Origin of the sequence: Escherichia sp. E4385 (assembly GCF_963883145.1) — a bacterium.
Classification (GTDB): domain Bacteria; phylum Pseudomonadota; class Gammaproteobacteria; order Enterobacterales; family Enterobacteriaceae; genus Escherichia.
Window position 1 is genome coordinate 39,241 of the sequence record NZ_CAWOOJ010000008.1, and the last position, 12,507, is coordinate 51,747.

Sequence of the window (12,507 nt, forward strand, 5' to 3'; positions counted from 1 at the left end):
ATTTCAATAAGATATGTGTTTTTGCAAAATGTGCGTTTTTTGCTCTGTGTATTCTCTGTGTATTCGTTGTGTGAATGTTTTGTCGCTATAAAACGCACTATTCGTTAAATGAATGGCATGGGGAAGCAGGGCGATGAATGGAGAATGCAATATTTTCCCCGCCGCCAGAAGCGACGGGGCAGAGATTAAAGCTCCTGGTCGAACAGCTCTAAAATCGCTTCGTACAGGTCTTTGACGGTGAAACCTTTAGCAGGGGTGGTAAAGATGGTGTCATCACCTGCGATGGTGCCAAGAATACCTTCTGCTTTGCCCAGAGAGTCCAGCAGACGCGCAATCAACTGCGCCGCGCCAGGACTGGTATGTATTACAACAACAGCGTCGTTGTAGTCGATATCCAGCACCAGATTCTTCAACGGACTGGAGGTGGTTGGTACGCCCAGTTCAGCTGGCAGGCAGTAAACCATTTCCATCTTTGCATTGCGGGTACGTACAGCACCAAATTTGGTCAACATCCGCGAGACTTTAGACTGATTAATATTGTCAAAGCCTTGCTCCTGCAATGCGGCGACGATTTCGCCCTGGGAGCTAAATTTCTCTTCTTTAAGTAACGCTTTAAACGCTTTAACTAATTCTTCTTGCTTAGACGAGCTTCGCATAAGTCACCCGATATGGTGGTTGATACAACATTATTGTGCATACAGATGAATTTTTATGCAAACAGTCTGCCCTGGAGAAGGCTGAAATAATGTTATGAAAGAGCGGGATTTTATCAAATTTCGTGATTGAGAAACATGCCTGCGTCACGGCGCGCAAATTCCGCTTAAAAGTAAATTAATTGTTATCAAATTGATGTTGTTTTGGCTGAACGGTAGGGTATATTGTCACCACCTGTTGGAATGTTGCTCTGATGCATAAGCGGCTGTTAATTACGTAAGTTAGGTTCCTGATTACGTCAATTAAATGCATAAACGCCAAATTTGCGTGACTACACATTCTTGAGAAGTGGTCATTGTAAACTGTTAATTTGTGGATTAAGGTCGCGGCAGCGGAGCAACATATCTTAGTTTATCAATATAATAAGGAGTTTAGGATGAAAGTCGCAGTCCTCGGCGCTGCTGGCGGTATTGGCCAGGCGCTTGCATTACTGTTAAAAACCCAACTGCCTTCAGGTTCAGAACTCTCCCTGTATGATATCGCTCCAGTCACTCCCGGTGTGGCCGTCGACCTGAGCCATATCCCTACTGCTGTGAAAATCAAAGGTTTTTCTGGTGAAGATGCGACCCCTGCGTTGGAAGGCGCTGATGTGGTTCTAATCTCCGCAGGTGTAGCGCGTAAACCCGGGATGGATCGTTCCGACCTGTTTAACGTTAACGCCGGTATCGTGAAGAATCTGGTACAGCAAATTGCGACAACCTGCCCGAAAGCGTGCATCGGTATCATTACAAACCCGGTAAACACCACGGTAGCAATCGCTGCGGAAGTGCTGAAGAAAGCGGGTGTGTATGACAAGAATAAACTGTTTGGCGTCACCACGCTGGATATCATCCGTTCTAATACGTTTGTCGCTGAACTGAAAGGCAAACAGCCGGGTGAAGTTGAAGTTCCGGTTATTGGCGGTCACTCTGGCGTTACCATTCTGCCGCTGCTGTCTCAAGTTCCTGGCGTAAGCTTTACCGAGCAGGAAGTTGCTGATCTGACCAAACGTATCCAGAACGCGGGTACGGAAGTGGTTGAAGCGAAAGCCGGTGGCGGGTCTGCAACCCTGTCCATGGGCCAGGCAGCTGCACGCTTCGGCCTGTCTCTGGTTCGTGCGTTGCAAGGCGAAAAAGGTGTCGTTGAATGTGCCTACGTTGAAGGTGACGGCCAGTATGCTCGTTTCTTCTCTCAACCGCTTCTGCTGGGTAAAAATGGCGTAGAAGAGCGTAAATCCATCGGTACTCTGAGCGCATTTGAACAGAACGCGCTGGAAGGAATGCTGGATACGCTGAAGAAAGATATCGCCCTGGGCGAAGAGTTCGTTAATAAGTAATTGATTAACGAATAATAAAAAACCGGAGCAACGTCTCCGGTTTTTTGTTTTGAGCGCACGACTTAATTGGTCGCTGGATATTCCTGAATAGTGACCTGCAATGTCAGTTTTTTATCGTCACGCATCACCACCACCGGAATCACCGAACCTGGTCGAATTTCTGCCACTTGATCCATTGTCTCCAGAGCGGAGATTGCAGGTTTGTTGTCCACCGAGATAATCAGATCGTTGACTTGGATACCGGCATTAGCCGCCGGGCCATCAGGTGACACTTCATTAACCACAATCCCTTGCAGTTGATCGATACCACCACCTTGCGCGTGTAATGGTGCGATTTCGCGGCCGCCAATACCGATATAGCCACGAATAACACGTCCATCGCGGATTAGCTTATCCATAATTTTGGTTGCCAACTGGAAGGGAATGGCAAAACCGATGCCTTCTGGAGTTTCGCCATCGTTACTCTTATCAAACGACAGTGTGTTGATGCCCATCAGTTCGCCCAGCGAGTTCACCAGTGCACCGCCGGAGTTGCCGTGGTTAATGGATGCATCGGTTTGCAGAAAGTTTTGCCGCCCGGTCGGGTTCAGGCCGATGCGACCCGTGGCGCTGATAATCCCCTGGGTAATAGTTTGCCCGAGGTTGTACGGGTTACCGATCGCCAGCACTACATCGCCAATGTGCGGTATGCGACGAGAATTGATTGGAATGGTGGGTAAACCGCCAGTGGCATTAATTTTGAGCACCGCCAGATCGGTCAGTGAATCAGAGCCAACCAGCAGCGCTTCAAATACACGACCATCCTGTAAGGCGACTATGATCTGATCGGCGTCGTTGATTACATGTTTATTGGTAATGATATAACCACGTTGATCCATGATCACACCTGACCCTAGCGTACGGATCTCAAGCTGGTTGTGTGAGGATGTGTTCAAACCACGGTTATAGACATTTACCACCGCTGGCGCGGCGCGGCGGACCGCCAGATTATAACTGGCAGGCGTCTCGTCGGCACTGTCGAATTGCGGTGTGGAAAGCGGGTTAATGCTGCGCAGCGAAGGCATGGCAACCAGCAAAATAGCGCCGACAATTAATCCAATCGCAACGGATCGTAAGAGCTTCACAAACATGATGGAGGCGTCATTAAAAAAGGGAACGGCAGCAGCATATCACGAGTTAACCGGACATCACACGTCAGCCTGATGCCCGGTTTATGACATTAACGCATTAGCAGGTAAATGCTCTCATTACCGCGCATGATTTGCAGGGCAATAATTGCCGGTTTGGTTGCCAGTACTTTGCGCATCTCAGCAATCGAGTTCACCCGATTGCGGTTCACGCCAATAATTACATCATCTTTCTGTAAACCTGCCTGAGCGGCGGGGCTGTCTTTGACAACTTCGTCGATCTTAATGCCTTTTCCGCCATCTTTTAGCTGACTGTCACTCAACGTTGCGCCTTCCAGCGCCGGTGTAATCATCTCTGCACTGGCTGAAGACGATGTGCTGGTATCAAGCGTCACTTCCACTTCCAGCGGCTTGCCGTTACGTAACAGGCCAAGCTTCACTTTAGTACCAGGTTCAGTGGTGGCGATGCGGGAACGCAATTCGGCGAAGCTATTGAGCGGTTTACCGTTGAGGCTGGTAATAATATCGCCTGCTTTTACGCCCGCTTTCGCCGAGCCAGAACCAGGCAGTACTTCACTGACAAACGCGCCACGTTGCACATCTAAATTAAACGCTTTGGCGATATCGGCACTCATTTCGGTACCTTTAATGCCTAACAGACCGCGTTTAATTTCACCAAAGTCGATAAGTTGCTGCGCCAGGGTACGCGCCATATTGCTGGGGATAGCAAAGCCAATCCCGACGCTACCGCCGCCAGGGGCAAGAATTGCGGTGTTAATACCAATCAACTCGCCGTTAAGGTTTAACAGCGCACCGCCGGAGTTACCCCGGTTAATGGAAGCATCGGTCTGGATAAAGTTTTCCAGACCTTCGAGATTTAACCCGCTGCGACCTAATGCGGAAACAATGCCTGAAGTCGCGGTTTGCCCAAGGCCAAACGGGTTACCGACCGCGACGGCAAAATCACCGACGCGTAGTTTGTCGGAGTCGGCAATGGCGATTTGCGTTAATTTGCTCGGATTCTGAATTTGTAGCAGGGCGATATCGCTCTGGTCGTCGCTGCCAATCAACTTCGCATCAAACTCGCGTCCGTCATTGAGCTGAATACTGATTTTCTGTGCCTGATTGATGACGTGATTGTTGGTCAGCACATAACCTTTATTGGCATTGATGATGACACCGGAGCCTAAACCTTCAAAGGGTTGCGCAGGTTGATCCGGTAAATCATCGCCAAAAAATTTTTTGAATTCTTCCGGGATTTTCTGTTCCTGGCTGGCAGTCCCTTCAACTCGCACGCTTACCACCGCGGGAAGCACTTTTTCCAGCATCGGGGCCAGGCTGGGCAATGGCGCCTGACCGGCAACCTGGCCGGGAATCGACGCGACAGCCTGAAATGGCGCCGAGAGAGTTAACCCGACACTTAACGCTAATGCACTCAACAGCTGGGTTTGTTTTTTCATTATTCCTGCTCTCGTACCTGAATGATAAGAAAAAGAGATTCAAAACAGTTTGATGTTATTGAATTTTCAGACGGCTAACAATGAGACACCAGATTAAATGATAGTCGGGGAGGGAGAGAAGAGGAGGGCGCAATGGCTGCGCCCGCAAAATAAATTAGTCGCGCTTTGCGCCAGTGCGCAGCAGGCCAGATGCGCCTTCAGAATAGTCGCGTGGCATCTGCACCGGTGCCTGATCGTTGCTGGCTTCAGACTCAGCCAGACGATTACGGAACGGGTTTGCTTCTGCGGACAGTTCCGGCAGCAGGCTGCTGGAGCTTTTCGCCATGTGTTGATACAACTGGCGATAGTCATGCGCCATGGTATCCAGTAATTCCGCGCTGCGGGCAAAGTGGTTAACCAACTCTTCGCGATACTCGTCCAGTTCAGCTTTATTTTTTTCCAGTTCGTACTGCAACGCCTGTTGCTGGCGTAGTTTACGATTACCAAAACGCATGGCCACAGCACCAATAATGATGCCGACGACTAACCCAATTAGCGCATATTCCCAGGTCATGAACATCTCCCGTTGTCTTTTGTTTCCGTAGGGTGTTGGCTTCAGGCTCCATGCCTGCGGCTGATTATGCCACTATAACCGTTAATTCCACAGAAGTGGAATCCCGACTGCATATCGCGTAGTGTAGAACGGCCTTTTTTTCGTCAACCGTGAACAACGGCACACCGATTATTCAAGGAATAACAAGAACATCATGCAAAGCGTTACCCCGACATCGCAATACCTGAAGGCGCTCAATGAGGGCAGCCATCAACCTGACGACGTACAAAAAGAGGCCGTCAGTCGGCTGGAGATTATCTACCAGGAATTAATCAACAGCACGCCGCCCACTGCGAGGGCGAGTGGGTTAATGGCGCGAGTCGGTAAACTGTGGGGTAAGCGCGAAGAGGCAAGCAGTGCGCCGGTGCGTGGCTTATATATGTGGGGCGGTGTAGGACGCGGGAAAACCTGGCTGATGGACCTTTTCTATCAAAGTTTGCCGGGTGAGCGGAAACAGCGCCTGCACTTTCACCGTTTTATGCTGCGCGTGCATGAAGAACTGACTGCATTACAGGGGCAGACTGACCCGCTGGAAATTATTGCCGATCGCTTCAAAGCAGAAACCGATGTCCTCTGTTTTGATGAATTTTTTGTTTCGGATATTACCGATGCCATGTTGCTTGGCGGTTTAATGAAAGCCCTGTTCGCTCGCGGAATAACGCTGGTCGCAACGTCAAATATTCCGCCTGATGAGCTTTATCGTAATGGCCTGCAACGAGCGCGTTTTCTACCGGCTATCGACGCCATTAAACAGTATTGCGATGTAATGAATGTCGATGCAGGCGTCGATTATCGACTACGAACGCTTACCCAGGCGCATTTATGGCTGTCGCCGCTCAACGATGAAACCCGTGCGCAAATGGATAAACTTTGGTTGGTGCTGGCGGGGGCGAAACGAGAAAATTCACCGACGTTAGAAATCAACCATCGCCCGCTGGCGACAATGGGCGTTGAGAATCAGACGCTTGCCGTCTCTTTTACCACCTTGTGTGTCGATGCCCGCAGCCAGCATGACTATATAGCGCTCTCACGCCTCTTTCACACAGTGATGTTGTTTGATGTGCCAGTCATGACGCGGTTGATGGAGAGCGAAGCGCGACGTTTTATTGCGCTGGTGGATGAGTTTTACGAGCGCCATGTCAAATTAGTGGTGAGCGCAGAAGTGCCTTTGTATGAAATTTATCAGGGCGAGCGACTGAAGTTTGAGTTCCAGCGTTGCCTGTCACGTCTACAAGAGATGCAGAGCGAAGAGTATTTGAAGCGCGAGCATTTGGCGGGGTAAAACCTGCCATAAATCACAAAAAGGGGTCGATCTTTGACCCCGACTTCTCTATAATCCTGCGACCCCACGTTACAAGAAAGTTTTTTTTCCCGAAACTTTTTGTGTGCTGGCATAGGCTATTCGAAGGGGTAGGTTTGCCGGACTTTGTCGTGTGAACCTCAACAATTGAAGACGTTTGGGTGTTCACCAACGTGTAACTATTTATTGGGTAAGCTTTTAATGAAAACTTTTACAGCTAAACCAGAAACCGTAAAACGCGACTGGTATGTTGTTGACGCGACCGGTAAAACTCTGGGCCGTCTGGCTACTGAACTGGCTCGTCGCCTGCGCGGTAAGCACAAAGCGGAATACACTCCGCACGTAGATACCGGTGATTACATCATCGTTCTGAACGCTGACAAAGTTGCTGTAACCGGCAACAAGCGTACTGACAAAGTGTACTATCACCACACCGGTCACATCGGTGGTATCAAACAAGCGACCTTTGAAGAGATGATTGCTCGCCGTCCTGAGCGTGTGATTGAAATCGCGGTTAAAGGCATGTTGCCAAAAGGCCCGCTGGGTCGTGCTATGTTCCGTAAACTGAAAGTTTACGCGGGTAACGAGCACAACCACGCGGCACAGCAACCGCAAGTTCTTGACATCTAATCGGGATTATAGGCAATGGCTGAAAATCAATACTACGGCACTGGTCGCCGCAAAAGTTCCGCAGCTCGCGTTTTCATCAAACCGGGCAACGGTAAAATCGTTATCAACCAACGTTCTCTGGAACAGTACTTCGGTCGTGAAACTGCCCGCATGGTAGTTCGTCAGCCGCTGGAACTGGTCGACATGGTTGAGAAACTGGATCTGTACATCACTGTTAAAGGTGGTGGTATCTCTGGTCAGGCTGGTGCGATCCGTCACGGTATCACCCGCGCTCTGATGGAGTACGACGAATCCCTGCGTTCTGAACTGCGTAAAGCTGGCTTCGTTACTCGTGACGCTCGTCAGGTTGAACGTAAGAAAGTCGGTCTGCGTAAAGCACGTCGTCGTCCGCAGTTCTCCAAACGTTAATTGCTTTCTGCTTCGGCAGAATACAATTTGCGAAAAAAACCCGCTTCGGCGGGTTTTTTTATGGCTAAAGTCCGATTCCAGCCTCTTTTCCCTCTCTCTTCAGCATTATTCTCTTTTTAATAGTATTTTCCACGTACTGTAGAAAAGGATATCGCGATGGGATTATTTAATGCATTGTTTAACAAGAAAGAATCTTTAACGTTGTCGAATAAATGGGAGTTCTTTATTACAACAGTGGATGACCATGTCACGGGCATACGTGTTGATATCGGCGCCGTTCAGGATGAAAGATTTGATCGACTTAACCACACATGGTTCTTTCGTGTGCGTTATACCCATTGTTATGAAAACGGTTTACCGCAGCCTGATGAAACACAACGTTTAAATCGTATAGAGGACTGGCTTGAGGAGAGGGGCAAGGCATTACCGATTTGGTTGGTGGGGGTGGTAACACAAGAGGGCTGGCGCGATTTTGTTTTCCAGTCGGAAAAAGATCTGGACTGGGAAAGAACGCTGGATAAATTGCTCGCGGGTGGCCCGGAAGTCTCTTGCAGCTATAGTATGAGTAAAAACGATAACGGAAATTACTATCGCCAGTTCCTGTACCCGTCGAAATATGACTGGAACTGGATACACGATTCCCGCGTATGCCGTGGGCTGCTGGAACATGGTGACGATTTGACTCTTCCACGCACCATTGATTACTACGCGACATTGCCGACAGAAGCTGCTGCCCGTGCCTTTGCGGAGGACGTGACGGAATTGCCATATGGCATTGCGCTGGTGAGCATTCGGATGAACGACCAACAACCAGGGTATATGGCGTCATTTACGAACACTGATGCTCCTGAACAATGGCAGATGACCGAAATTACATGTCAGCTTACCGATTTGGCTGAAAAGCATGGCGGTAGTTTTGATGGCTGGGGCGCACCGATAGCAACGGCGTAAAAGAGATAGACAACATTTCTGGTGGGGATTAAGTCAAGCATTTCAGACTAAGGAACATCTCTTTTTCCCCATTTCCGGCATCGACTCACCACAAAGGTCGCAAAATCTGGTAAACTATCATCCAATTTTCTGCCCAAATGTCGGGTATTGCTCATTTTTTGTTTGTTTTTCGAACAAAGAGAGTCGTTCCTTACTGGGTAACACAACTTCTGACTGGCCACCTGGTGGCTGGTAGCAGTAAAAATTCTGACTATACCTGGAGGTTTTCATGGCTGTCGCTGCCAACAAACGTTCGGTAATGACGCTGTTTTCCGGTCCTACTGACATCTATAGCCATCAGGTCCGCATCGTGCTGGCTGAAAAAGGTGTAAGTTTCGAGATCGAACACGTGGAAAAGGACAATCCGCCTCAGGATCTGATTGACCTCAACCCGAATCAGAGCGTTCCGACCCTGGTGGATCGTGAGCTGACCCTGTGGGAATCTCGCATCATTATGGAATACCTGGATGAGCGTTTCCCGCATCCGCCACTGATGCCTGTTTACCCGGTAGCTCGCGGTGAAAGCCGCCTGTACATGCACCGCATCGAAAAAGACTGGTACACGCTGATGAACACCATCATCAACGGTTCAGCCTCTGAAGCGGATGCCGCTCGTAAGCAACTGCGCGAAGAACTGCTGGCTATTGCGCCGGTCTTCGGTCAGAAGCCGTACTTCCTGAGCGATGAGTTCAGCCTGGTCGATTGCTACCTTGCTCCGCTGCTGTGGCGTCTGCCGCAACTGGGCATCGAGTTCAGCGGCCCGGGTGCGAAAGAGCTGAAAGGCTATATGACCCGCGTCTTTGAGCGTGACTCTTTCCTTGCTTCCTTAACCGAAGCTGAACGTGAAATGCGTCTGGGCCGGAGTTAATCTGTATGGATTTGTCACAGCTAACACCACGTCGTCCCTATCTGCTGCGTGCATTCTATGAGTGGTTGCTGGATAACCAGCTCACGCCGCACCTGGTGGTGGATGTGACGCTCCCTGGCGTGCAGGTTCCTATGGAATATGCACGTGACGGGCAAATCGTACTCAACATTGCTCCGCGTGCGGTCGGCAACCTGGAACTGGCGAATGATGAAGTGCGCTTTAACGCGCGCTTTGGCGGTATCCCGCGGCAAGTTTCAGTACCGCTGGCTGCTGTGCTGGCTATCTACGCCCGTGAAAATGGCGCAGGCACGATGTTCGAGCCTGAAGCTGCTTACGACGAAGATGCCAGCATCATGAATGATGAAGATGTATCGGCAGATAATGAAACCGTTATGTCGGTCATTGATGGCGATAAGCCAGATCGCGATGATGATAATCATCCTGATGATGAACCGCCGCAACCGCCACGTGGTGGTCGCCCGGCATTACGCGTTGTGAAGTAAAACAAAAACAGGCCCAGGTGGCCTGTTTTGTCGTTTTAAGGGCTTAATAAAATAGCGTAATTGTGGCAATCATATTCACCACGAATCCGACTGCCATTGGGATCGCAGTCCGCTTCACCACTTCAAAGGGCGAAACGCCTGCTATTCCTGAAGTTACTACCACTACCGCAGTAATCGGCGAAACCGCACGCGCCAGCGTTGTGGCAAAGTGCATCGGCATAATCATCACTACCGCAGGTACGTGCAGTCCAGCAGCGATATTCGGAATAAGGCTGGCAAATGACATAAATGGCGCATTGCCGGAGCCCATCACAATGGCACAAATGGCAATTACCAGCGCCATAATAATCATCACGCCAATGCCACCAAGGCCAGAATGCTCTGCGCCTTTGATAACCGCATCAACGGTGCCAATCGTCGTTAAGCCTTTCGCAAATATTTCACCCGCGACCACCAGCGTTACCACGTTGGCAAACTGCGTACCCATGCCGTCAAAAAACGCCTGCACATCGTCCATTGTTTCGCGCAAGTTATGCTTGCGGAAGAACTCAACAAACATCGTCACCGTCAAACTCAGTAACATCACCACTACCAGATGCAGTTCTGACTGCATCAGCCCGACGTGGGCGAGGAACAGCGAGCCGAGCATCAGGATTAACGGCATCACCGGTAAAATGGCGTAATAGAGCGGTGGAACATTGTTGAGATCCTTTTGCTCCGCCTGTTCGTGATTGATATTTTTATCTTTTTTGTCAAAAGCGCGTTGCACGAAAAAGTGGGAGATTGCCACTGAGAGAATGACACAAGAGGCGACCGGTAGCTGATAGTGGAAGAAGTAAGTGGCGATTTTCATTCCCGCTACCTGGGAGGCAAAAATGGAGTTCGTTTCCAGAATTCCCCATTCAATAGACATGGTGGTCGCGATAACCGCCACCGCAGAGAGGCGACTTACTCCCAGACTCACCAGCGTCGGAAATAACGTGACCATCAGCAACATACCCAGACCGGAGGCGCTGGTAATAAACTGCGCCATGATTTGACCGATGACGTAAGTTGCCGACAGTATGAGATACGGTGAGCGAATGAGCTTTAACGGGCGGCTTAACAAGCTCACCATCGCCCGACTGGCTCCTATGCGCTCCATATAGCGGGCATAACCGCCCACCGCCATAATCGACAGCCCCAACCCGGCAATGCGGTTGGACAGCATGCGCAGGATTTCATTATAAATATCAACAATCAAATAGCCGCTGCTTTTGGCGGGGTCGAGTACACCCCCAAACCCTAACCAGGCACCACACATCATCAGGAAGATACCCGCTGTGGCCAGCACCACCTGTGGTTTGTAATTTTTAAGGATCAAATAGCCCATCGTTATTAACACGATGACAGAAATAATTATGCCGAACATTGTTCAACTCCGTGTCAAAAGAATATGGTCAATCCCAGTAACGGCAGATTGAAAACAATGATGTTATATTTTTTACAAGGCTATTTATGGTGTTGGTGTCGAATTTTTTAATCGTAATAAAGAGGATTTTTCATTATAAAATATACATTTATGATTATTTCGCAAGAACACATTCATAATATTCATAATGTCTATGAATATTCTTGTAAATAATTTGGCTGGGATGTTTTTATCTGCGTTATATTTATTTTTCGCAAAAATTAATTATTAAATTAATTACGATAATGATGGTGTACGAAGAGTAAAACCCTTCGTTTCACCCTGCTTTCATTCCTGTGATAGGATGTCATTGATGATGTTAATCACACTGACCTTAAAGAATGGGCCTTATGAACGCATTTGATTCGCAAAACGAAGATTCTTCACCTGCAATTGGTCGCAACTTGCGTAGCCGTCCGCTGGCGCGTAAAAAACTCTCCGAAATGGTGGAAGAAGAGCTGGAGCAGATGATCCGCCGCCGCGAGTTTGGCGAAGGGGAGCAGTTGCCGTCTGAGCGCGAACTCATGGCGTTCTTTAACGTCGGGCGTCCTTCGGTGCGTGAAGCGCTGGCGGCGTTAAAGCGTAAAGGTCTGGTGCAAATAAATAACGGTGAGCGCGCTCGCGTCTCGCGTCCTTCTGCGGACACTATCATCGGCGAGCTGTCCGGTATGGCGAAAGATTTCCTTTCTCATCCAGGAGGGATAGCCCATTTCGAACAGTTACGTCTGTTCTTTGAGTCCAGCCTGGTGCGCTATGCGGCTGAACATGCCACCGATGAACAAATTGATTTGCTGGCAAAAGCCCTGGAAATCAACAGTCAGTCGCTGGATAACAATGCCGCGTTCATTCGTTCAGACGTTGATTTCCACCGCGTACTGGCGGAGATCCCGGGTAATCCGATCTTTAAGGCAATCCACGTTGCCTTGCTCGACTGGTTGATCGCCGCGCGCCCAACGGTCGCCGATCAGGCATTGCATGAGCATAATAACGTCAGCTATCAACAACATATTGCGATCGTTGACGCGATCCGCCGCCACGATCCCGACGAAGCCGATCGCGCGTTGCAATCGCATCTCAACAGCGTTTCTGCCACCTGGCACGCCTTCGGCCAAACCATCCACAAAAAGAAATAATGCCACTTTAGTGAAGC

At 49.5% G+C, this 12,507-nt stretch carries 13 protein-coding genes; 8 read left to right on the forward strand and 5 right to left on the reverse strand.

Features of this window, described 5'->3' with window-relative positions; all coding sequences use genetic code 11:
- Nucleotides 1-185: 185 nt before the first annotated feature.
- Entirely contained in the window at nt 186-656 is a 471-nt protein-coding gene (gene argR / locus AACS80_RS07535; protein WP_064529494.1) for a transcriptional regulator ArgR, read from the reverse strand.
- 434 nt (nt 657-1,090) lie between these two features.
- On the opposite strand from argR, the gene mdh reads away from it, so the two are divergent.
- A complete protein-coding gene (gene mdh / locus AACS80_RS07540; protein WP_064529495.1) occupies nt 1,091-2,029 on the forward strand; it encodes a malate dehydrogenase in 939 nt (312 codons plus the stop codon).
- Nucleotides 2,030-2,091: 62 nt separating this feature from the next.
- On the opposite strand, the gene degS is transcribed toward mdh, so the two are convergent.
- The 3 genes from degS to zapG form a co-directional block, all read right to left on the reverse strand.
- The gene (degS, locus tag AACS80_RS07545) at nt 2,092-3,159 is read right to left on the reverse strand and encodes an outer membrane-stress sensor serine endopeptidase DegS (RefSeq protein ID WP_064529496.1); all 1,068 of its coding nucleotides are present in this window, start codon (nt 3,157-3,159) and stop codon (nt 2,092-2,094) included.
- Between the two features lie 89 nt (nt 3,160-3,248).
- Nucleotides 3,249-4,616, reverse strand: a complete 1,368-nt coding sequence (gene degQ / locus AACS80_RS07550; protein WP_130204532.1) for a serine endoprotease DegQ — start codon at nt 4,614-4,616, stop codon at nt 3,249-3,251.
- A 154-nt stretch (nt 4,617-4,770) separates the two neighbouring features.
- Nucleotides 4,771-5,169 carry a Z-ring associated protein ZapG gene (gene zapG / locus AACS80_RS07555; RefSeq protein ID WP_010345273.1) on the reverse strand — a complete coding sequence of 133 codons (399 nt, stop codon included), beginning with the start codon at nt 5,167-5,169 and terminating at the stop codon, nt 4,771-4,773.
- Between the two features lie 193 nt (nt 5,170-5,362).
- Between zapG and zapE the strand changes: the two genes are divergently transcribed.
- From zapE to sspB, 6 genes are all read left to right on the forward strand, one after another.
- The gene (zapE, locus tag AACS80_RS07560) at nt 5,363-6,490 is read left to right on the forward strand and encodes a cell division protein ZapE (protein WP_135410511.1); all 1,128 of its coding nucleotides are present in this window, start codon (nt 5,363-5,365) and stop codon (nt 6,488-6,490) included.
- A 219-nt stretch (nt 6,491-6,709) separates the two neighbouring features.
- Complete coding sequence (rplM, locus tag AACS80_RS07565) at nt 6,710-7,138, forward strand: 50S ribosomal protein L13 (protein ID WP_000847559.1); 429 nt, start codon at nt 6,710-6,712, stop codon at nt 7,136-7,138.
- 15 nt (nt 7,139-7,153) lie between these two features.
- Nucleotides 7,154-7,546, forward strand: a complete 393-nt coding sequence (gene rpsI, locus AACS80_RS07570; RefSeq protein WP_000829818.1) for a 30S ribosomal protein S9 — start codon at nt 7,154-7,156, stop codon at nt 7,544-7,546.
- 156 nt (nt 7,547-7,702) lie between these two features.
- The gene (locus AACS80_RS07575) at nt 7,703-8,497 is read left to right on the forward strand and encodes a DUF695 domain-containing protein (protein ID WP_135410510.1); all 795 of its coding nucleotides are present in this window, start codon (nt 7,703-7,705) and stop codon (nt 8,495-8,497) included.
- A gap of 268 nt (nt 8,498-8,765) precedes the next feature.
- Nucleotides 8,766-9,404, forward strand: a complete 639-nt coding sequence (sspA, locus tag AACS80_RS07580) for a stringent starvation protein SspA (protein ID WP_000257293.1) — start codon at nt 8,766-8,768, stop codon at nt 9,402-9,404.
- Nucleotides 9,405-9,409: 5 nt separating this feature from the next.
- The gene (sspB, locus tag AACS80_RS07585; RefSeq protein ID WP_064529500.1) at nt 9,410-9,907 is read left to right on the forward strand and encodes a ClpXP protease specificity-enhancing factor; all 498 of its coding nucleotides are present in this window, start codon (nt 9,410-9,412) and stop codon (nt 9,905-9,907) included.
- Nucleotides 9,908-9,950: 43 nt separating this feature from the next.
- On the opposite strand, the gene dcuC is transcribed toward sspB, so the two are convergent.
- Nucleotides 9,951-11,318 carry an anaerobic C4-dicarboxylate transporter DcuC gene (dcuC, locus tag AACS80_RS07590; protein ID WP_138183733.1) on the reverse strand — a complete coding sequence of 456 codons (1,368 nt, stop codon included), beginning with the start codon at nt 11,316-11,318 and terminating at the stop codon, nt 9,951-9,953.
- 380 nt (nt 11,319-11,698) lie between these two features.
- Between dcuC and nanR the strand changes: the two genes are divergently transcribed.
- Nucleotides 11,699-12,490, forward strand: coding sequence for a transcriptional regulator NanR (gene nanR, locus AACS80_RS07595; RefSeq protein ID WP_131160901.1), 792 nt, complete (start codon nt 11,699-11,701; stop codon nt 12,488-12,490).
- The last annotated feature ends 17 nt before the right edge of the window (nt 12,491-12,507 follow it).